Here is a 23022-nt window from a genome sequence, read left to right as displayed (position 1 = left end):
TCAATCTTTTTATGCGCGTTCTGGAATTGCTTTGAGCAATGCGGTCAGCAACTGCCAATATTGGCCTACGCTCTCGATGTGAACTTGTTCATCCGGCGAATGCGGCCCCGTCATGGTTGGCCCAATCGAAACCATATCCATATCTGGGTAAGGTTTTTTGAACAAACCACATTCAAGGCCCGCATGAATAACCATGATGTTTGGCGTTTTGTTGAATAACTTTTGGTACGTTTCTCGCACAAGGGCCATTACCGGTGAGCTAGGATCTGGCTGCCAGCCAGGATAGCCACCTTTTGGTGAGGTCTTCGCACCCGCTAACTGACCAATTGCTGTCAGCATGCTTACCACGTAATCTTTTCCGCTGTCGATCAGGGAACGAATCAGGCAAATGATTTCGGCTTCGTCTTCATTCATGGTCACCACACCCACGTTCAGTGAGGTTTCTACCACGCCTTTAACTGCATCGCTCATGCGAATGACACCATTAGGTGTCGCGTTTAATAATGCCACCAAACGTTGCTGAGTCTCTTTCGTCAGGGCTTTCGCCTCGGAGCTAACAGGCTCAAGTAGTATCGTCAGATTTTTTTCTACTGCAGCCAATTCGTTTTTCAGTGTGGCCAGATAATCTTGGCTCAAACTTTTCAGTTGCTCGACTTTATCTGCGGCAATGGCCAACGTCACAGAGCCTTCACGCGGGATAGCGTTACGTAACGTACCGCCATTCAAATCCAATACACGCAGGTCTAACTCTTTAGCCTGTTCAAACAGGAAACGCGCAAGCAGCTTATTAGCATTGCCTAGACCGAGGTGAATGTCTGCGCCTGAGTGACCACCTTTCAGACCTTTTAGGGTCAGCTTCAGCGTTTGGTAACCCGCTGGCACAGCTTCACGCTGAAGCGCAAACGTGGTGATGAAATCAATACCACCGGCGCAGCCCATATAGATTTCACCTTCCTGCTCGGAATCGGTGTTAATCAGAATATCGGCTTTCAACCAGTTAGGTTGCAGGCCGAATGCACCATCCATGCCGGCTTCTTCGGTCATGGTCAGTAACACTTCCAGTGGGCCGTGCTCAACGCTGTCATCAGATAACACAGCCAGTGCGGAAGCCATACCAATCCCATTATCGGCCCCTAATGTCGTGCCGCGGGCTTTGACCCATTCGCCATCGATGTAAGGTTGGATGGGATCTTTGGTGAAGTCATGTACCGTGTCATTATTCTTCTGCGGAACCATATCCAAATGGGCTTGCAGTGCCACGGGCTTACGGTTCTCCATCCCTTTGGTCGCAGGCTTGCGCAGCAGGATATTACCGACTTGATCACGCTCCGCGTGCAGGCCTTTTTCTTTGGCCCACGCCATAATATGCTGTGCCAGCGCTTCTTCATGGTAAGACGGGTGAGGGATAGAGCAAATTTTTGCGAAAATATCCCACAACGGCTGTGGCGAAAGTTGAGACAGTTCAGACACTGTAAGTCTCCTGTAATAGCATTCCCATTCGGCAGTCTCACAACGGAGATTTCAGAGATGCTATTGGGTTGATGACTAAAGATTTTAGGGGTTGCGATAAACCGCCATCGTAATGGCGAGATAGTTTGAGAATATCACTTTCATTGGCATTACGCGCGTATCGCACCACAATTACTGTCTCAGATTCGATTAATTAGCCAGATAATCGCTGGTTTTTATTCGGTTGGCTCACTATAATCTCGCGCAACCTTTTTTCCCCTTCTGATACATGGCACGCCACTTCTATACTGGCTGGGATTACATTTTATGAGCGAAAAATACGTCGTTACCTGGGATATGTTGCAAATTCACGCCCGCAAATTGGCACAGCGTTTACTGCCAGCGGATCAATGGAAAGGTATCATCGCGGTCAGCCGTGGTGGGTTAGTACCTGCTGGCATTCTGGCGCGTGAGCTGGGTATTCGTTATGTAGACACCGTTTGCATTTCTAGCTACGACCATGACAATCAACGTGATCTTAAGGTCTTAAAGCGCGCTGAAGGCGATGGTGAAGGCTTTATCGTGATTGATGATTTGGTCGATACTGGCGGCACGGCAAAAGCCATTCGCGATATGTACCCGAAAGCTCATTTTGTGACCGTGTTCGCTAAACCTGCGGGTCGCCCATTAGTTGATGACTATGTGGTTGATATTCCTCAGGACACATGGATTGAACAGCCTTGGGATATGGCGGTAACCTTTGTTGCCCCTCTAAATAGCAAGTAATTTACCCAACTTTAAACGCTCGGTGTTGACCGGGCGTTTCATTTTTCCCGCAGTATGAGTAAACTTGGCTCCATCTGAGCAGCCCTTATCGGGCCTGCATCACGGCTTATGGAGGCTATTGTTACTATGGCACAAGCCAACCTTTCTGAAATTTTGTTCAAACCTAAATTTAAGCACCCTGAAACGTCGACCTTAGTGCGGCATGCCCATTGCAACCATCCAATGAGCGTTCATTCTGCTTTGGATGGGGATACCACTTGCCATTGGTATCGAATGATCAACCGCCTCATCTGGACTTGGCGTGGTGTCGATCCCCTTGAGATAGAAGAAGTCTTGTCGCGTATTGCCTGTTCAAAAGCTGAGCACAGCGATAACGAGCTGCTGGACACCGTCGTCGGTTATCGTAACGGTAACTGGATTTATGAATGGGCACAGCAGGCGATGAAGTGGCAGCAAAAAGCGATGGAAGAGACCGATCCTGAGAGCGCGGGCCAATATTGGTTAAACGCATCCAACCTCTACAGCATCGCCAGTTATCCACATCTGAAAGGTGATGAACTCGCTGAACAAGTCGAGGTTTTATCTAACCGCGCTTATGAAGCTGCCGCTGAACATTTACCTTATACCCTGAAAGAATTAGAGTTTTCTATTGCTGATGGGGGCACACTTTGCGGATTCTTGCATATGCCGACCGTGGGCAGTGCGCCATTCCCAACGGTGCTGATCTGTGGTGGGTTGGACACCTTGCAAGGTGACTATCATCGCTTATTCCGTGACTATCTTGCGCCGAAAGGGATAGCCATGTTGACCATCGACATGCCTTCAGTAGGGGCCTCATCTCGTTGGAAGTTAACGCAAGATACCAGTTATCTGCATCAACAGGTATTGCATGCCTTGCCCAATATCCCTTGGGTTGACCATCAGCGCGTCAGTGTTTTCGGTTTCCGTTTTGGTGCCAATGTCGCGGTTCGTTTAGGTTATCTGGAACCTCAACGAGTGCGTGCCGTGGCATGCTTTGGGCCGATTGTTCATCACCTTTTGTGCAACAGCGATAGCCAGCGCAAAGTACCGGATATGTACATGGATGTGATGGCCAGTCGTTTAGGTATGGCTGATGCTTCAGATGAAACACTGAAAACAGAAATGAACAGTTATTCATTGAAAATACAAGGTTTACTGGGGCGACGTTGCCAAACGCCAATGCTGGCAGGATTCTGGGAAAACGATCCTTTCAGCCCGAAAGAAGAATCTAAGCTCATATGCTCTTCTTCCGCTGACGGCAAATTATTGGCTATATCATCTACGCCGCTCTATGACAATTTCCATCGTGCATTATTGCAAACCAGCCAATGGTTAGAAGATAAAATGCGTTAATGAGTTGCTAATTTTTAACAGTTTGCTAAAAAGGTGCGTCTACATAAGGAGATTTAAGAATGACGTCAACCAGTGCTCATCCTAAAAGTAAGCTTATGAAACGTTTCGCCGCTTTGGGGCCATACCTACGTGAAGGGCAGTGCCAGAATGACCGTTTTTTCTTTGACTGTTTAGCTGTTTGCGTCAATGTAAAGCTTGCTCCCGAAAAGCGTGAGTTCTGGGGTTGGTGGATAGAATTGGAGCCTGCGCAAGACCATTTTACTTATGTTTACCAGTTTGGCCTGTTCAATAAAGAAGGCACTTGGAAAGCGGAAAACATTAAAGATCCTGAAGTACAAGAGAAGCTGGAGACCACTCTGCGGAGTTTCCATCAGCGTTTAGCTGAAATGCTCACCTCTATTGAAATGAAATTGGTCCCTGCACAAGATTTTAGCGAGCAACCCGTTAAGTTGTCCGCGTAAGACGTTAAGTTGTTCGCGTAAGAATAGTGCCGTTCTACCCAAAAACTTGTTATACCCAAAAGTCGTTCTACCCAAATCAATAAATTCCCCTTTTAGCACAATAAAAAGGGGAATTTATTATCATGCCTGTTGGCATAATGCGTTGCGCCTGCTACAAAGACCTACACCTTTCGTATTTGAAGTCACAAGGCTGTTAATCAACGATGTTCGCTCTTAGGTTCATCCATGAGGTCCGCTTCAGTGAGACAGACGTCTAGCTGCAACGCCAGTGACTTTAGGTATATATTGTTTCTTTTATTTATCCCAACGGCAGAAAAATTATGAGTGGCAGCCAGACATTGGTTGTGAAATTGGGGACGAGTGTGCTGACAGGCGGTTCCCGCCGTCTTAACCGTGCCCATATTGTTGAATTGGTGCGTCAATGTGCCCAGCAACACGCAAAAGGTCATCGTATCGTTATTGTCACCTCAGGGGCGATTGCTGCTGGGCGTGAACACTTGGGTTACCCAGAGTTGCCCGCCACCATCGCGTCAAAGCAACTATTAGCCGCCGTCGGGCAGAGCCGGTTGATTCAGCTCTGGGAACAACTATTTTCCATCTATGGCATCCATGTGGGCCAGATGCTGCTGACCCGTGCTGATTTAGAAGATCGTGAGCGTTTTTTGAACGCACGCGACACCATGAATGCTTTATTGGATAACCGCATCGTACCGGTAATCAATGAGAACGATGCGGTCGCGACCGCTGAAATAAAAGTGGGCGATAACGATAATCTCTCTGCGCTGGCGGCGATCCTCGCGGGTGCAGATAAGCTGTTGTTACTGACGGACCAAGCCGGTTTATACACTGCAGACCCCCGTAATAATCCAGAAGCTGAACTCATTCGCGAAATACATGGGATTGATGATGCACTGCGTGAAATTGCGGGCGACAGTGTCTCGGGTCTTGGCACTGGCGGTATGGCGACCAAACTGCAAGCCGCTGATGTCGCATGCCGTGCGGGCATCGATGTGGTGATTGCAGCGGGTAGCCAAGCTGGTGTCATTGCTGATGTGATAGATGGCACCCCCGTCGGGACACGTTTTCATGCGTTGGAAACACCGCTGGAAAATCGTAAGCGCTGGATTTTTGGTGCGCCACCTGCGGGTGAAATCACCGTTGATGATGGTGCTGTCGCGGCGATTATGGAGCGGGGGAGTTCACTGCTGCCAAAAGGGATCCGTAGCGTCAAAGGGGATTTCTCTCGCGGCGAAGTCATTCGTATCCTCAATCTTAGTGGGCGAGATTTAGCTCACGGTGTCTCGCGTTATAACAGTGACGCCTTGCGCATGTTAGCGGGCCACCACTCACAACAAATTAGCGATATTCTCGGATATGAATACGGCCCAGTGGCTGTTCACCGTGACGATATGATTGTCAGTTAAGGAGCAAGCATGAGCATGCTGGAACAGATGGGGAAAGCCGCCAAACAGGCTTCTTGGCAATTAGCGATGCTGAGCACAGCAGAGAAGAATCAGGCGCTTGCGGTGATGGCTAACCTGCTAGAATCTGAAAGCCAAACCATTTTGCAGGCCAATGAACAAGACATGATCGCCGCCCGCAACAGTGGTATGAGTGAGGCATTGTTAGACCGGCTGTTATTATCCCCCGCCCGTTTAGTGGCTATTGCAAATGATGTGCGTCAGGTATGCCGCCTCAATGACCCCGTGGGCCGAGTGATTGACGGGAGTTTGCTCGACAGCGGTTTGAAATTAGAACGCCGCCGTGTCCCGCTAGGTGTGATTGGCGTGATTTATGAAGCCCGCCCTAATGTCACCATTGATGTGGCGAGTTTATGCCTGAAGACGGGTAATGCGGTCATTCTGCGTGGTGGCAAAGAGACACATCACACCAATCAGGCAACGGTAAAAGTGATTCAACAAGCCTTGGAACAATGCGGTCTACCTGCCGCCGCTGTACAGGCGATTGAAAGTCCAGATCGTGAATTGGTCAATGAATTGCTGCGGATGGATCGCTATGTCGATATGTTGATTCCACGCGGGGGGGCTGGGTTACATAAGCTGTGCCGTGAACAATCCACCATTCCAGTGATTACTGGCGGTATTGGTGTCTGTCATACTTTTGTCGATGAAAGTGCCGATTTTGAGAAAGCATTATTAGTCATTGAAAACGCAAAAGTTCAGCGTCCAAGCGCCTGTAACTCGTTGGAGACACTGCTGGTTCATCAGGCTATCGCCAAAGAATTTCTGCCCGTATTGAGTGACAGAATGCATGCTTTTGGTGTCACACTCCATGCCAGCCCACAAGCCATGCCCTATCTCGCAGAAGGTAAGGCTAATCTTGTCGCTGTAGAGGCCGTTGATTACGATGATGAATGGCTATCACTGGATCTGAATGTGGATATCGTGACTGATATTGATAGCGCTATTGCACACATTCGTGAGCATGGCACCAGTCACTCAGATGCGATTTTAACTCGCTCACTCAGTAGCGCCGAACATTTTGTCCGTGCAGTGGATTCATCTGCCGTGTACGTCAACGCTAGCACACGATTCACCGATGGGGGGCAGTTTGGTTTAGGCGCTGAGGTGGCGGTCAGCACCCAAAAACTCCATGCACGTGGCCCGATGGGGCTAGATGCATTAACCACCTACAAGTGGATTGGTTACGGTGATGATTTAGTCCGTAGCTGATTACCGCAAATTGCGGTATGTCGAACATAAAAGCGATATTCGGCCTGCGCCAATGTCGCTTTATTTTTACCTCATCCTCCTCCCCGCAAAGAAATCAACAAATCATCATTAAAGTTAATCTATTTTCTGCCGATAACCCTTCTGATACTTGTAGGCTTCAAATTATCTGGTGAGCCAGAGCGAAACATTAAAGATGGGGAATGGCAGGTGAGCGAAACGTCTAAAGAAAACTTTGTCAAAACGAATAAATTAGCGATCTGTGCAATTCTTCGAGATCTACAGAAGAATGATACCGCCGTCATGGTGACGCATGCTCGCGGGCAGTTTATTAGCCGCATTTTAGATGTTATGCCCGAGACGAATCAGTTTATTTTTGATTTTGGCAGCGTAGAACATGAGAACACTCTCGCGCTTGCCGCGAACCAAATCACTATCATCGCGGAACCTACGGGTGCCAAAATTGAATTCGCCTGTCATAAATTGCAAGAAATACACTATTTGTCATTGCCTGCTTATAGCTCGCCCCTACCTGAACAACTTTACTTTATCCAACGACGTGAATATTTTCGCATTAATATCCCTCAATGGCCTGCCTACTATTGCACTGGGAAATTCTCTGATGGCAGTAAATTCTCCTATACACTCGCGGATATTTCTTTGGGAGGAATGGGATTATACGCTCTGAAAGGCAGTGAATTCCCCCTGCAAGGATGTGGTGTTTTGCGGGATGTTTCGGTTGATTTATGTGGTTTTGGCCTTTTTAAATTGGACCTGCAATTTATTCGCTCCATTGATAAGCAAGTCGTCAATAACAAAGGTGAAACGCTGACCATGCAGCGCCTCAGTTTTAAATTCCCTCGCTTAAGCCCTATTCAAGAAAAAGGGCTGCAACGCGCTATTTTTGAGTTAGAAAAACAGCAAACCGCCAAGGCGCGAAAATTTCAGGAGGGGATTTAGTTTTTGAGTTTACGGCGAAATGGCCTGCGGTCTACGTATAGGCTGCAGGTAGTTAATTTCCCTTCGCTTGGTTTGTTAACGAATTGATTTTTTTACACCTTTCATTCTCTACTCCAATATTTCCTGATTGAACTACAGTTAATACTGTTCGGTTTTTTTGCTGTAGTACGCTTATCGCGTGTTTTCAGCCTTTACTTGCCTCTTTTTGTGACTGAGCGCTTCGGCGTATCAGACTTTTGCTTGCCACCTTCACTCAGCATCTTTGACAGCATTCTGCCTGTCACGGCGTTTCCTGCTCAATGTCTCGCGTCTAGTACAGCTCAAGGCGCTTACCTGATCAGAAAGGTATCTATGAAACAATTCTTAAAGGCTATTTTTGCACGACGTACCGCCATCACACCTTGGCGTGACACGGCACCGGTAAGAGAAGAATTATTCAGTGTAGAGCGACTGGAGCAACATGCTGAAAGCCTTGCCAAAGCTCAATCGATAACCTCTCAGCCCCCCAAGGTATCCACGCTGCGTGCTCGCCTAAACGATAATGCTAACACCTTGTTGGAAGCATATCGTGCCAACGCGGCAGAACTGGAAAAGGGCCGCACTGTTGTACCCGCCGCTGAGTGGTTGCTAGACAATTATCACTTGGTTGAAGAGCAAATCCGTGAAATCCGTGATGACTTACCGCCGGGCTATTATCGTCAGTTGCCCAAACTGGCTGAGGGGCCATTTGCGGGCTATCCACGGGTTTTTGGCATAACTTGGGCATTTGTTGCGCACACTGATAGCCATCTTGACCCAGAGGTTTTGTGCCGCTTTATCATGGCATATCAGCGTGTGCAGCCATTAACTATCGGTGAACTCTGGGCGGTTGCGATTACATTGCGTATCGTGCTGATAGAAAACTTACGCCGTTTGGCCGATCAAATAACACAAGGGCGTCAAGCCCGTGCAGAGGCTGAAGCATTTGCGAATCGATTATTGGCTGAAGGGGGAAGTCGATTCGCGCTGGAATCCGATATTGCCGCACGCTCCAGCGAGCCGCTGTCCGAACAGTTCGCCTCTCAGCTAGCGAAACGATTACGGGATCAAGATCCGCGTACCACGCCAGCGTTGGGATGGCTAGAAGAACGATTGAAATTACAAGGGTTATCGGTAAGTGAAGTCGTACAGCATACGCAATTACGGCAGGGGACATCTAACGTCTCAGTGCGTAATGTGATCACCAGTATGCGGTTGATCTCGGATATCGATTGGGCGGATCTGTTTGAACGCGTTAGCTTGGTGGATGCGTGCTTGCGGCAAGGGAGTCACTTTGCCAGCATGGATTTTCAAACCCGTAATCTGTACCGCAGTGCCATCGAGCAGTTATGCAGAGGGTCTAGTTTCACCGAACTGGAGATTGCGAATCTCGCCTTGCAAGCCGCACAGGATGCCGCTGAAGCCACAGATCGAGAGGATGATATCGAGCGCCGCAGTGATCCTGGTTACCATTTAATCGGTGCCGGACGGCATGCATTGGAGAATCACCTCAGATTTAGTCCCTCAATGCGTCTATGGTTCAGCCGCTTAAGTATCCGCCTCGGTGTCGACGGTTACGTAGGGGCCATCTTACTGACTACAACCGTATTATTGACATTGGCACTTTGGGCGCTTTCCTTCCCCAGTCTGGCAACGGGCGGATTGGTGCTTTTTGCTTTAATCGCTTTTATTCCTTTGACGGAAGTGGCGACAGCGCTCGTCAATCGGGTCATCACATGGACCTTTGGGGCCACGATTTTACCGGGACTCTCACTGAGCAAAGGCGTCCCTGATGCGCTGAGTACTTTGGTGGTGGTGCCGACGTTACTCACTGGCCAAGAAGATCTTCTAGCGCAAATAGAGCAACTCGAAGTCCATTATCTCTCTGGTACAAACGGTTCACTGACCTTTGCTCTATTGTTGGATGGTGTCGATGCTGATCAACAAGTTTTGCCCAGTGATGGCCCGCTACTGGCCTTAGCGAATGAGGCGATTACGCGGCTGAATCAGCAATATGGCCCAGCCCCTTCTGGTCCTCGCTTCCTACTGTTGTATCGCCAACGACTGTTTAATGACAGTGAAGGCTGTTGGATGGGGTGGGAACGTAAACGAGGCAAATTGCATGAACTCAATCGTCTGTTACGGGGGGCAACGGATACTTCATTCATCGCGACTGCAGCCGGTGAGCCGCAGGTGCCAGCGAATGTTCGCTATGTGATTACATTGGATGCCGATACCCGTCTCCCACGAGATGCAGTGCTACGGTTGATCGGCAAAATGGCACATCCCTTAAATCAGCCCCGCTTCAGTGCCGATCAGCAGCGCGTCATTGATGGTTACGGTATTCTTCAGCCGCGAGTGACATTGGCATTGCCGACGGGAAAAGGGGGCTCTTTGTATCAGCGGATATTTTCTGGGCCGGGGGGGATCGACCCCTATGCCGCGGCGGTATCCGATGTTTATCAAGATATATTTGGGGAGGGCTCTTATACCGGAAAAGGTATTTATGATGTGGATGCATTTGAGGCGGCAATGGCGGGCAGAGTGCCTGAAAATACCTTACTCAGCCATGATTTGTTTGAAGGTATTTTTGCCCGTGCGGGATTAGCCTCAGACATTGAAGTGGTAGAGGACTCACCGGCACGTTACGACGTGGCGACCAAGAGACAACATCGTTGGACGCGAGGCGACTGGCAATTACTGCCTTGGTTACTCAAGAGTCGTCAAGACAGTAAAGGCCTACCACTCTTGGGCCGTTGGAAAATGCTCGATAATTTGCGGCGCTCATTGGTCGCGCCTTTTGCGTTGCTACTGTTGGGCGTCAGTTGGATACTGCCCATGCCAGCATCATGGATCGGTTTACTGCTGGTTATCCTGCTCACCGCATTACCTATTTTCTTACCGATTTTATTCTCTTTATGGCCTGCGCAGAATGTTCGGCTCAGTAACCATTTCCGCTCGTTATTCAATGACATTAAGCGGGCCAGTAGCCAGACGTTACTAGTACTGGTCTTTTTAGCCAATAGCGCGTGGCAGATGGTCGATGCCATTGGCCGTACATTGATTCGGTTACTTCGTACTCGTCGCCATTTATTGGAATGGACCACCGCAGCCCAATCGGCAGGCAAACCCAGCCCCGATCTACTGGGTTTTTATCGCCATATGATGGAGGGAACGCTATTGGGTTTGCTGATGGCGATCACTGCTCTGACTGTGTCCCCGTCTGCTTGGCCGCTAATCTATCCTTTTGCGCTTATCTGGCTATTTGCCCCTGCCATTGCTCTGTGGGTGAGCCGGTCTCATCAGGTCGCGCTGTATCATCCAATGACAGCTGAGGATATTCCCGCATTGCGCCTGACGGCGCGACGCACTTGGCGATTCTTCGAAACTTTTGTCACGTCAGACGAGAATATGTTGCCGCCTGACAATTTTCAGGAAGACCCTAAGCCCGTCGTCGCTCATCGAACTTCACCGACCAATTTAGGCCTCTATCTACTCTCGACCGCTGTTGCCCGTGATTTTGGCTGGGCCGGAACTTATCGCACATTAGTCCGGCTGGAAACCACCTTTGAGAGCATGAATAAGTTGGCGCGTTTCAAAGGGCACTTCTTCAACTGGTATGGGACGCAGGATCTACGAACGCTGGAGCCGGCCTATGTCTCTTCGGTTGATAGCGGCAATTTGGCGGGGCACTTGATTGCGCTCGCCAATACCTGTGAAGAGTGGGCGAAAGAGCCGTTGGCAACCAATGGGGCTAAAGGGTTAATGGATAGCTTGTTGTTGGCTGAGGCCGCTTTTAGGCAGCTACCACCAGGGGATAAGGACTTTAAGCGCCAACTCTGGGCCGTGTTGGGCCAAATCAGGATGGATCTTAAAAGTGTGGGCGAAACGGAGATGCTACCATCAACGTTGAAGCCGCTTCTTACGAAAGCCTCGGCGATGGTGCACGGCGTTGCACGTCCAATTGATGATAACGCTTTTATTGATTTGAGTTATTGGATTGAAGCTCTCATTTTGGCAGCTGCGGAACATGAGTACGACCAGCAATTGACGCAAGAACGGCAGGATGAAGTCTATGCTCGATTGCTGAAATTGGCCGATGAGGCCCGCAGCATGGCGTTGGCAATGGACTTTGCCTTCTTACTCGACCCCGAACGTAAATTACTCTCAATCGGTTATTCGCTGGTGGATAACAGCTTGGATCCGAGTTGCTATGATTTGTTAGCATCAGAAGCCCGCCTGACCAGTTTGTTCGCAATCGCCAAAGGTGATATCCCGACCCGCCATTGGTTCCGTCTTGGGCGAGCAGCTACCCCTATTGGCAAAGGAGCGGCGCTGATTTCTTGGTCCGGTTCAATGTTTGAATACCTGATGCCCTCTCTGGTTATGCGTGCGCCTGCGGGGAGTTTACTGGAACAAACCAATCAACTCGTGGTTGAGCGCCAACAAGCTTATGGGCGTAGTTTGGGTATTCCATGGGGAATATCGGAGTCGGCATACAGTGCACGAGACATCGAGTTTACCTATCAATACTCTAATTTCGGCGTGCCAGGATTAGGGTTAAAACGAGGCTTATCAGAAAATACCGTTATCGCGCCTTATGCGACGGGTTTAGCCACCATGGTCGATCCCCATGGCGCGATGCAAAATTATGAACGCTTAGCGGATATGGGGGCGTTGGGGCGTTATGGCTTTTATGAGGCGCTAGACTTCACTCGCTCTCGGTTACCTGAAAACCAACAAGTGGTGATTGTTCGAAACTACATGGCGCACCATCAGGGCATGAGCATTGTGGCTATCGCCAATACCCTACAGCAGGGGGTGATGCGTAACCGCTTCCATCATGAACCGATGATCCAAGCCTGCGAATTGCTGCTACAGGAACGGATGCCTCGCAATGTGGCCATTGCGTATCCGCGTACCGAAGAAGTGCGGCTTTCTGCGACCGCAGATTATGCTTTGCCACCGACACGTCGCTTCACGTCACCGGTGATTGGTTCAGCCATCACCCACCTATTATCCAATGGCCGCTATGCGGTTATGCTAACGACCGCGGGTGCGGGTTACAGCCGTTGGCTAGATGTAGCCGTCACCCGCTGGCGGGAAGATGCCACTTGTGATAGTGACGGCGCATTTATTTTCCTACGCGATTTACGCAGTGGTCGCACTTGGTCGGCTGGATCGCAATTAGCCGCCAGCGATAAAGCCCAGCGTGAAGTGATTTTCGCCGAGGACCATGCGGAGTTTATCTGCCGTGACGGCACGTTGACCAGCACGATGAATGTGCTGATTTCCAGTGAAGACGATGGCGAGGTGCGGCGAGTCTCATTGCTCAATACTGGCCGCCGTTCACGAGAGATTGAGCTGACATCCTATGCCGAAGTGGTACTCACTGGCGCCGCCGCAGATAATGCTCATCCCGCCTTCGCCAAGATGTTTGTGGTGACTGAATTTCTCCCCGCATTGGGGGCATTAATTGCCACACGTCGGCCTCGAACGGCGCAAGAACCTCAAGTCTGGGCCGCGCATTTCTCGGTCGCGGATGGTTTGCCGGTACGTGAACTGCAATATGAGTCTGATCGCGCCAAATTTATTGGTCGTGGTCATCGTGTTGCCACTTCTGCGGCATTGCAAATGGATGTGCCGTTATCAAATACCGTCGGAACCGTGCTTGACCCGATATTTTCATTACGCCATAGCCTACTGGTTCCTGCGGGTAAAACCGTGACGGTTTCATTTTGGACGTTGATTGCCTCCTCAAGAGAAGATCTGCTGGATATGGTGGATAAGCATCGCGACCGCAGTGCTTATGACCGCGCTAAAACACTGGCTTGGACACAGGCGCAGGTACAGTTACGCCATCTCGATATTAAAGCGGAAGAGGCGACTGATTTTCAGCAACTTGCGGCACCTATTTTGTATGCAGACGCCCGCTTCCGTTCACCTTCAGCCACGATTATGCAAGGTGCAGGGATGCAGTCAGCGTTATGGGCGCAGTCGATATCGGGCGATCTGCCCATCGTTTTATTGCGCATTGATGATAGTGAAGACATTGCACAGGTACGGCAATTACTGCGCGCCCATGAATACTGGCGCATAAAACGTCTGGCAGTTGATCTGGTTATCATCAACGAGCGGGCGTCTTCTTATGTGCAAGATTTGCAAATTGCTATCGAAACAGCGGTGCGCAGCAGCCAGTCGCGGCCTCGCTTAGGTGATGAACTTCGGCAAGGCTCGGTATATGCCTTACGCGCCGATCTCATGAGCGCTGAAACCCGTGCGTTACTGCGTTCGATTGCCCGAGTAGTGCTCTCTGCTCGAGCCGGAACGCTGGGTAATCAGCTTAATCATCTGTTATTTGCATCAGATAAAATTGGCGCGCCAGCGGGTAAAAAACGATTAAAACTGGAGATGAAAACCGAGTTTTCTCATGCTAAAACGACAGACTTAGTGACGGCAACGCGATTACCACCACCGGCTAATCTAGAGTTTTTCAATGGGCTAGGCGGGTTTGGCCAACAGGGGCGGGAATATATTACCTGCCTAAATGACGGGGAAAATACGCCCGCGCCTTGGATAAATGTGATTGCCAATCAGACTTTTGGATTTCAGGTTTCGGCCACCGGCAGCGGCTATACGTGGGCTGAAAATAGCCGAGAAAACCAAATAACACCGTGGCTGAACGACCCGGTCATTGATCCTTCGGGCGAATGTTTTTATCTGCGTGATGAGGATTCGGGACAACTCTTCAGTCCGACAGCGCAGCCAATTCGTGACGGCGGCACTTATATTGCCCGCCACGGCCATGGTTACAGTCGGTTTGAACATCAGGTTAACGCCATTGGCATGACGTTGCTGCAATATGTCCCACTGGCTGATCCCATCAAAATATCTCGACTGACGTTGCACAATAAGTCAGATAAACCACGCCGTATTTCGGTGACCGCCTATGCGGAATGGGTGCTAGCTACCTCCCGCGGCGCTACTGGGCCATTTATTATCACTGAAATGGATGAGTTAACCGGTGCTATGCTGGCTCGCAATCCGTGGAGTATGGCATTTCCTGGCAGAATCTCTTTTGCTGACCTCAATGGCCGACAACAGTGTTGGACTGCCAATCGTAGCGAGTTTCTTGGCTATTATGGCAACTCATCCGAGCCAACCGCACTGGTGGCGGGTATTCCGCTGTCAGGCTCGACCGGTGCGGGCGTGGATCCCTGTAGTGCGCTACAGCAGACGATTGAGCTAGCCGCTGGCGAGCAGATTGAAGTGGTTTGGTTTATCGGCCAATGTGCGAGCGTCAGTAAAGCTCAGGCGCTAATCACACGTTACCGCGCGGCAGATTTGGATGCTGTACTCAGTGAAGTCATTGATTACTGGCGAACCTTGCTTGAGACCGTTCAGGTGAAAACGCCAGATAGACAAATGGACATCATGCTCAACGGTTGGCTGCTTTATCAGACGCTGGCATGTCGCGTATGGGCGCGTTCGGCTTTCTATCAAGCCAGTGGCGCTTATGGTTTCCGTGATCAATTGCAAGATGGCATGGCGCTCACCTTTGCCATGCCCGATACCACCCGTCACCACCTATTACGCGCAGCCGGACGACAATTTATTGAAGGCGACGTGCAGCACTGGTGGTTGCCTCACTCAGGGCAGGGGGTACGTACTCGCATCTCTGATGATCGGGTTTGGCTCTCATTCGCGACTGCGACCTATATCCTCACCAGTGGTGATGCCAGTGTGCTGGATGAAATCGTGCCTTTCCTCGAAGGGCCAACCTTGCACCCTGGCGAGCACGATGCATTCTTCCAGCCAATAGTTGCGCAGGAAACGGCCTCACTCTTTGAACACTGCGCCAAAGGATTGGATCAGTGCATCGAATTGACCGGTGAGCTGGGCTTGCCGCTAATGGGAACTGGCGACTGGAATGATGGGATGAACCGAGTGGGGGAAGGGGGGAAAGGAGAGAGTGTTTGGCTGGGATGGCTGCTGGCGGCGACGCTGAAAATGTTTATTCCGTTGGCGAAAGTCCGTGATCCCAAACGGGCCGAACGGTGGCAGAGTCACCTCACGGGGTTAATTGCTGCAATAGAGCAGGAAGCATGGGATGGCGATTGGTATCGGCGGGCAACCTTTGACAACGGCAGTTGGCTGGGGTCTAAAACGAGCCAAGAGTGCCGCATTGACTCTATTGCGCAGTCATGGGCTGTGCTGTCAAAAGCCGCTGATCCGAGTCGAGCAAAACAGGCCATGGTTTCATTGGAGCAACATCTCATTCGCCGCGATGATGGCATGGCATTACTGTTCACTCCACCCTTTGACCATACCGCCGATGATCCCGGCTACATTAAAGGTTATCCACCGGGCTTACGAGAAAATGGCGGACAATATAGTCACGCCGCGATGTGGGTGATTTTGGCCTTTGCTGAATTAGGTGAGGGTGATAAAGCCCATGATCTGTTTGCCTTACTGAATCCCATTAATCATGGTAATAGTCCTAAGGCGATTGCGCGTTACAAAGTTGAACCTTATGTGGTGGCTGCCGATGTTTATTCAGTCGAACCCCATGTAGGGCGTGGCGGCTGGACTTGGTATACCGGTTCGGCGGGGTGGATGTATCGCGCGGGTATTGAAGGCCTTCTCGGCATTCGGCGTCAAGGGGAGGAATTAGTCATTAATCCTTGTATTCCAGCCAGCTGGCAGGGATTTGAAGCGACGATTAATTTAGCGGATACGCGTTATATCATCCGTGTCGAAAGTCCAAGCCAGCGTTGTCAGGGAATTCACTCTGCGACACTGAATGGTGTCGTGGTATCCAGCTATTCTGATGGATTACATGTGGCATTAGATGGTGGCGAATATGAACTAATTATTATTTTGTCATGATTATTAACTCAGTCGAGATAGTCAATCGGCGCTATCTCGACTTTATCAAATAAAATCTCAGAAATGTGTTGAATTATCATGCTACTGGCCCAATATTATAAGCTGGTCAACAAGGAGGAATAAGCATGGGGATTAGCGAAGAAGAGAGTATCCGCCGTTTGACTGATGAGAAAAGTTCGATTGGTCATTCGGCTAAATGGGTCGCCATCATTTCAGCGGTCTATTTTGTTATTATGCTGTTTTATCAGCACGAATTGGGTGTGTTAACGCTGGCTGGCGGTATTTTTATTGTGTCATTCTCAACTTGGATGAAGAAACGCCAAAAAGTAAAATCGTATAGAAATCAGTTACAACAGTTGGGTGAAGATAAAACAGTATAGAGAAAACCGACCTTTTACTGATTGATCAGAAGAACAGCAGGTATTTATGCCTGATGCACTGTTCATCCGATTATCAGTGTGAGCTTTTCGTTTGCAGCCCTGCAAGCGCGCCTAAGTTATTGCCTCCATTTTTGTTATTGTCTCCAATGTTGTTATAGCCTATCTTTTTATTTCAGCGATTTAGACATATTAAACCCAGTGACGACAAACGCCATTTGCTCATACAATCTTTTTGCGTGCGGATTATCAGCGGCGACCCGCAGTTTTATCTCGAATACCCCCTGGTCGATCAACCGTTTTTCGAGCGCCTCCAAACTGGCAGAGCCATAACCCTTACGCTGGTATTGTGGCAGCACATAAAAATCCTTAATAAAGGCAGCGCTATCCTCTTTCCCCAATCCATACCATAAATAACCGACCAACTGATTTTCATCGCCAAGATTGCCGTTATTTTCGATACAAAAAAGGTGATCGTTTGGACTATTAACGCCGTTCGGTAAGTAGCTATCAAAGCTATGTGTCGCATAAGCTAATGCTTGCTCAGCGCTATAATCGCTATTAGATGATAAATCTTGCGCATACTCGGTAATAAATAAATTCCTATAGCCGCAAAGTTCCTCATTACGCATTGCTCTTAGCGTGACCATAATATTTCCCCATCCTATTGTGACGTTTCAATCCTGCCACTATAGTGGATTTGGTGTGAAAAAAGCAGATTAGCGCGTGGCAGGAAAGAAGATAGATAAAATAAATCAGCAGGTTAAATCATGAGTGGGGATGTAATGACAAAACAAAATAGCCATACAGATACCGTTGAACGGCAGTTTGGTGATCAGGCTAATGCCTATCTGACGAGTGCGGTTCATGCTCAGGGTAAAGATTTACAGCGCTTGGCTATGTTACTGCAACCCCATGGTGATGCTCACTTGCTCGATCTTGGCTGTGGGGCGGGACATGCCAGTTTTGCCGCTGCTGCTGTCGTTAAATCAGTTGTTTCCTATGACCTCTCTGCGCAGATGTTACAGGTGGTCAGTCAGGCGGCAGCAGATAAAAATTTAACGAATATTGTCGTACAACAAGGGCTAGCGGAATCATTACCCTTTGATGACCACAGTTTCGATATCGTCATCAGCCGTTACTCTGCCCATCACTGGCACGATGTCGGCCAAGCGTTGCGTGAAGTTAAGCGGGTACTGCGCCCCGGTGGTCGGGTGATCTTTATGGATGTGGTTTCACCGGGTCATCCAGTACTGGATATTTATCTGCAAACCGTGGAAGTGCTACGTGATACCTCACATGTCCGAAATTACTCACCAGGCGAATGGTTGGCACTGTTTACCGATGCTGGGTTACTGATTAGTGAAGTGACATCCGATCGATTGTATTTGGAATTCAGTAGCTGGATAGCCAGAATGCGCACGCCTGAACATTTCGCAACAGCCATCCGTGAGCTACAAAAATCAGCATCCGATAGCGTTATTAATCATTATCAGATTCAATCTGATGGTTCGTTTTGTAGTGATATTATGATGGTTGTTGCCCAATCCTAATACCCGTCATCTTTCAAGCTGCAGGTGTGTTGGCTGCGCGCGGTAACCCGAATCACTGACGAGTGTCAGCTCATCGGGATTTCCTTACTTGCCGCCTTCCTGCCGCTTGAAATCTATAGGGTATTTGTGAGGGATCTTTCAAGTTGCAGGTGTGTTGGCTGCGCGCGGTAACCCGAGTCACTGACGAGTGTCAGCTCATCGGGATTCCCTTACTTGCCGCCTTCCTGCCGCTTGAAATCTATTGGGTATAAATATGAGGAAGATTTAAAGATTAAATTCTTTTCACTTATATTGACGTTCATTTCCGCCAGAGACACAAATAAAGTTATTTCCTCCTTATTCCCCTCACAATGATTGATGTTCTTTACACTCTATTACGTCTCCTTGCAGTGGAGCGCTCATAATTAATCTTACAAAGACGTTATCCATTACCTGCTTGTTGGAGAAGTTTATGAAACTATTACCTGTTATCGTCGCTGCATTCATCGCCACCACTTCATTTGCTACAATGGCAGCACAAGAAGTCAGTCAGGAACAAGCGACAAAATTACAAAGTATCGGGGTGATTTCACTTTCAAACGTCAGTGGATCGCCAATGGATGTTGAGTCAGCCTTAAATGCAAAAGCAACCGCTGATGGTGCTAGCCACTATCGCATCATCGGTATGAGCAATCCGGGGGATTCAAGCAATTACAGTGCTACAGCAGAGATTTACCGCTAATACATCGCAATAAATCCTAATGAAGGAACGAGTAATAGATTCTGTCAGTACGGTAATAATATTTTCGTTTGCCGGTCAGCCCAAGGTAACAATGAATGACTATTGTTACCTTGGGCTGACTTATTTTTATTCATCATATTCTCTCTGATGGTCTTTATAGTCACAGACTCAAAATAATTAATTATTAGAGTAATCTTAATGATAGCGTAAGAAATATAAGGTGTTATTGTGGTATATCTTGGGCTCTGAGGAGAGGCTATGTTAAACACTGTTCGGCGTAATTTTAAAAGCCAATTTTCCTATTTACAGCGTTTTATTGCCTCACCACGCACCATTGGCACGTTAGCCCCTTCGTCGCCTTGGTTATGTCAGGCGATGTTGAATCAGGTGGATTGGCAACAACATCTGAATATTGCAGAGTTAGGTGCGGCAGATGGCGTGCTAACAAAGCGAATTTTGTCACATATGTCTGTCAACTCTCGCTTACAAGCTTACGAAATCCAACCCCATTTTGTGCATGCCTTGCACCAGATAAATGACCCACGTCTGCAAGTTGCCGATCGTTCGGCTGAACTGTTGGATCAGAACTACGATGTGGTATTTTGTTGCTTGCCCTTGCTCTCGATACCCACAAAAATAAGTATCAAAATCTTGCAGCAAACTCAACAACGTTTACGGGCAAATAATGGGGTACTCGTTCTGTTTCAATACAGCCACCTGTCTGAACCCTTGTTATCCCGCTACTTTATGTGGAAAAAAATACGCGTCGTCCGTAATTTCCCCCCTGCATTAGTTTATATCTGTCAGCCTCGTTAGCGTTCTATCATTAACTTTCCCCATTCATTGCGACGTTGTCTCTATTCTCTAGTGAGACTATCAAGTGAATGGGGTCATTCACTGAGCAAATTTAGCGTGAAAATGATAGCTGTTTAGGTGTGATACATTGGAATTGTTGCACAATATCAAATTATCACATTGGATTATCTGTATCATTAAATTTACGATACTGTAAAGTTTGCACTACTCTCAATTATCGGTATGATTTGCATCTACAGCAAATGGCTGAGTGTTAATCAAATTAAGCTGATTAACACTGAGTCAGTTAAGAGTAATGGCCCGTTTTTGATACCGAGAATTTATTCTCAGAAGTTGATACGAAAGGACTTTCAAGTAATGACACAAACTATCTTCATGGTTGGTGCGCGTGGCGCAGGTAAAACCACGGTGGGGAAGGCGTTGGCAGAGGCGTTAGGGTATCGATTTGTTGATACAGATCTGTTTATGCAGCAGACTTTACAGCTGACTGTTGCCGATGTCGTGGCCCGTGAAGGGTGGGATGGTTTTCGTTTGCGTGAAAGCATGGCATTAGAGACTGTCACTGCGCCAAAAACGGTCGTTGCTACTGGTGGCGGGGCGGTTTTAACTCCGAGCAATCGTACATTTATGCGTCATCACGGTGTGGTGATTTACTTGCGCGCATCGGCCAATGTACTGGCAGAAAGGCTAACTGAAGACCCAGAAGATGCTCAGCGGCCAAGTCTAACCGGTAAACCTATCGTTGAGGAAATGCTGGACGTTCTCGCTAGCCGTGAAGCACTCTATCAATCGGTCGCTCATCATGTGCTTGACGCCACTCAATCACCAGACGAGGTAGTTGAACGTATTTTGCAGATTTTGGCTGATGAAACAGTAAAATAGCGGCGAAATTGAGCCTGATCGGTGAGATGAAAAGATTTGTACTATAAAGGTATTTGTAAGGCGTATGTTTTTATTACGTCGATAGCAAGCCATCTGATTGCCTGATAATTATACGAAGAGTACAATCATCACCTACGTAATCATTTCAACGTAAACCATTTGCGTTGCTTAATGCCACCTAGGTAAGGCCAATCAAGGCGGGCCGATGAAAACCCTCAAACTGTATATCCATCAACATACCAATTTTATGCCTGCATTTTGGTCAATATTGATTGTGATCTTCGAAACCTCATTGGCGTTGTACATTCTACGAAACCTCTGATATGACACTCTCTTTCTGATAAGCGCTATTCACTTTTGCTGCAAAACCCAATGCAGTGGTTTTGTTATTCGCTAAATAGCCGCGATTCTTTGAGCATACTGAAGAAATTCAGCGCCAATTCGTGTGTTTTATCCGCAACCAGATGAGTGAAACCGGTAATGATCCCATTTCGCCATAATATTCAGTGACAGAGCGTTTAGAGAGACTCTAATATGAAAGCTCAATTCTGATTAAGATGCGGGTGCAAAACTATGCTGAAATTTAATGAGTATTTTACCGGGAAAGTGAAATCTATTGGTTTTGACAGTGACAGTATTGGGCCAGCGAGTGTTGGGGTGATGGAAAAGGGTGAATACACCTTCAGTACGGCTAAACCTGAAGAAATGACCGTGATTACGGGCAGCTTAAAAGTGCTGATCCCTGGGTCGTCAGGTTGGGAAGTGTTCAAACCAGGTGAGACATTCTACATCCCTGGGGAAAGTGAATTTAACCTGCAAGTTGCTGAAGCATCATCGTATTTGTGTAAATACTTGAGTTAGTTTTTTAGATTAACTTTCATTTCTGCCCTCTCCATGCCAGAAAGGGCAGTAGTCTTTCATTGCTAGGTAGCCGCAGTATTAACGCTCAGCTTCACCACCCAATGCTTCAATCATATTTTTAATCAAAGCGGCCAGCTCACTGGTCATCAGAATAAAATCGGCATCGAAGCGCTGCGCAAAATCTTCTCGATCAATATCATCGTTCTGTTCACGCAAAGTGTCAGAGAATTTCAGGCGCTTTAGTGAACCGTCATCAGATAGCACTAACTGAACGCGCTCCTGCCAATCCAGTGCCAGTTTGGTCACTAACTTGCCAGCTTCGATATGCACCGCGATTTCATCGCTAAACAGATCCTGTTTTTTACAGCGGATCACGCCGCCATCTTCCAGAATAGCTTTTAGTTCAGCTTCATCCATCAGCGTAAAGCCAGCAGGTAACTCTTTGCTACGTACCCACTCTGTTAGCGTTAACTCAATCGGGTTTTCTAATGTCAGAGGGACAACGGGCAGGGAGCCTAAGCTTTTTCGCAGTAATGCCAAGGTATCTTCTGCTCGCTTAGCACTGGCTGCATCGACCATAATCAGGTCATTGACGGTATCTATCCACAAGAAGGTTTGGTTAAACCGACTGAATGCACGTGGCAGTAAACTGTGCAAAACCTCATCTTTTAGCGAGTCTTTTTCAGTTTTTTTCAGTTTGCGGTGTTGTTCACCTTCCAGTCGTTCGATTTTGGCTTGCAGCTCTTGCTTAATCACCGGTGATGGCAGGATTTTCTCTTCTTTGCGCGCACAAATCACGATCTGACCATTAACCGTATGTGTTAATGCATCGCTGTGTGAACCCATCGGTGATACCCAACCGGTTTTGACCATATCTTGGCTACCGCAGGGGGTGAAACTGAGGGCGCTTAACTGTTTCTCCATTTCATCCGCAGACAGCGAAACTTCCCGGCTTAAACGGTAAACCATTAAATTCTTAAACCACAGCATAGTGTTTTCCCTGGCTCGGGCGCGCCTTGAGCGCGCGAGTTAATCAAACGCAGGGCGGCATGATAACGAATTGGCGCCTTGACCCCTAGTAAAGAATCAGAAAAAAGAGTGCTAGCCAATAATTTGTTCCATACCTTTTTAACCTAATGAGATTTAAGTACCCAGAATGTAAAATTAAGGGCAACAAAGATTGTG

The 23022-nt window shown here is 48.3% G+C and carries 16 protein-coding genes; 13 read left to right on the top strand and 3 right to left on the bottom strand.

What is annotated here, in order from left to right; genetic code table 11:
• Positions 1 to 9 precede the first annotated feature (9 nt).
• Complete coding sequence (gene pepD / locus DA391_RS17235) at positions 10 to 1470, bottom strand: beta-Ala-His dipeptidase (RefSeq protein ID WP_049605928.1); 1461 nt, start codon at positions 1468 to 1470, stop codon at positions 10 to 12.
• A gap of 306 nt (positions 1471 to 1776) precedes the next feature.
• On the opposite strand from pepD, the gene gpt reads away from it, so the two are divergent.
• The 8 genes from gpt (at position 1777) to DA391_RS17195 (ending at position 17007) form a co-directional block, all read left to right on the top strand.
• On the top strand, positions 1777 to 2235 hold the full coding sequence (gene gpt / locus DA391_RS17230) for a xanthine phosphoribosyltransferase (protein WP_050287016.1): 459 nt from the start codon (positions 1777 to 1779) through the stop codon (positions 2233 to 2235).
• 126 nt (positions 2236 to 2361) lie between these two features.
• Positions 2362 to 3609 (top strand): esterase FrsA, encoded by a 1248-nt coding sequence (frsA, locus tag DA391_RS17225; RefSeq protein WP_050287014.1) that lies wholly within the window; start codon positions 2362 to 2364, stop codon positions 3607 to 3609.
• Positions 3610 to 3668: 59 nt separating this feature from the next.
• Positions 3669 to 4070, top strand: a complete 402-nt coding sequence (crl, locus tag DA391_RS17220; RefSeq protein WP_019212956.1) for a sigma factor-binding protein Crl — start codon at positions 3669 to 3671, stop codon at positions 4068 to 4070.
• Positions 4071 to 4390: 320 nt separating this feature from the next.
• Entirely contained in the window at positions 4391 to 5494 is a 1104-nt protein-coding gene (gene proB / locus DA391_RS17215; RefSeq protein ID WP_019212955.1) for a glutamate 5-kinase, read from the top strand.
• A 15-nt stretch (positions 5495 to 5509) separates the two neighbouring features.
• The gene (gene proA / locus DA391_RS17210) at positions 5510 to 6763 is read left to right on the top strand and encodes a glutamate-5-semialdehyde dehydrogenase (protein ID WP_057651115.1); all 1254 of its coding nucleotides are present in this window, start codon (positions 5510 to 5512) and stop codon (positions 6761 to 6763) included.
• Positions 6764 to 6970: 207 nt separating this feature from the next.
• Complete coding sequence (locus DA391_RS17205) at positions 6971 to 7720, top strand: flagellar brake protein (RefSeq protein WP_050083516.1); 750 nt, start codon at positions 6971 to 6973, stop codon at positions 7718 to 7720.
• Between the two features lie 351 nt (positions 7721 to 8071).
• Entirely contained in the window at positions 8072 to 16627 is an 8556-nt protein-coding gene (locus tag DA391_RS17200) for a GH36-type glycosyl hydrolase domain-containing protein (protein WP_108088018.1), read from the top strand.
• A gap of 125 nt (positions 16628 to 16752) precedes the next feature.
• Entirely contained in the window at positions 16753 to 17007 is a 255-nt protein-coding gene (locus tag DA391_RS17195; RefSeq protein ID WP_050083518.1) for a hypothetical protein, read from the top strand.
• Positions 17008 to 17174: 167 nt separating this feature from the next.
• On the opposite strand, the gene DA391_RS17190 is transcribed toward DA391_RS17195, so the two are convergent.
• Entirely contained in the window at positions 17175 to 17654 is a 480-nt protein-coding gene (locus DA391_RS17190) for a GNAT family N-acetyltransferase (RefSeq protein WP_057645207.1), read from the bottom strand.
• A gap of 135 nt (positions 17655 to 17789) precedes the next feature.
• On the opposite strand from DA391_RS17190, the gene DA391_RS17185 reads away from it, so the two are divergent.
• The 5 genes from DA391_RS17185 (at position 17790) to ppnP (ending at position 21837) form a co-directional block, all read left to right on the top strand.
• On the top strand, positions 17790 to 18557 hold the full coding sequence (locus DA391_RS17185; RefSeq protein WP_108088298.1) for a class I SAM-dependent methyltransferase: 768 nt from the start codon (positions 17790 to 17792) through the stop codon (positions 18555 to 18557).
• A 451-nt stretch (positions 18558 to 19008) separates the two neighbouring features.
• Entirely contained in the window at positions 19009 to 19278 is a 270-nt protein-coding gene (locus tag DA391_RS17180; protein ID WP_019212948.1) for a YdgH/BhsA/McbA-like domain containing protein, read from the top strand.
• Positions 19279 to 19536: 258 nt separating this feature from the next.
• Entirely contained in the window at positions 19537 to 20094 is a 558-nt protein-coding gene (locus DA391_RS17175; protein ID WP_050083520.1) for a class I SAM-dependent methyltransferase, read from the top strand.
• Between the two features lie 357 nt (positions 20095 to 20451).
• Complete coding sequence (gene aroL, locus DA391_RS17170; RefSeq protein ID WP_050083521.1) at positions 20452 to 20976, top strand: shikimate kinase AroL; 525 nt, start codon at positions 20452 to 20454, stop codon at positions 20974 to 20976.
• Positions 20977 to 21549: 573 nt separating this feature from the next.
• Positions 21550 to 21837 carry a pyrimidine/purine nucleoside phosphorylase gene (gene ppnP, locus DA391_RS17165; RefSeq protein WP_004873495.1) on the top strand — a complete coding sequence of 96 codons (288 nt, stop codon included), beginning with the start codon at positions 21550 to 21552 and terminating at the stop codon, positions 21835 to 21837.
• A gap of 78 nt (positions 21838 to 21915) precedes the next feature.
• Here the strand turns inward: ppnP and rdgC are convergent, their stop codons facing one another.
• Entirely contained in the window at positions 21916 to 22827 is a 912-nt protein-coding gene (rdgC, locus tag DA391_RS17160) for a recombination-associated protein RdgC (RefSeq protein ID WP_050874464.1), read from the bottom strand.
• Positions 22828 to 23022 lie beyond the last annotated feature (195 nt).

The organism is Yersinia massiliensis (assembly GCF_003048255.1).
Taxonomy (GTDB): Bacteria; Pseudomonadota; Gammaproteobacteria; order Enterobacterales; family Enterobacteriaceae; genus Yersinia; species Yersinia massiliensis_A.
This window is presented reverse-complemented; position numbering and strand designations above follow the sequence as displayed.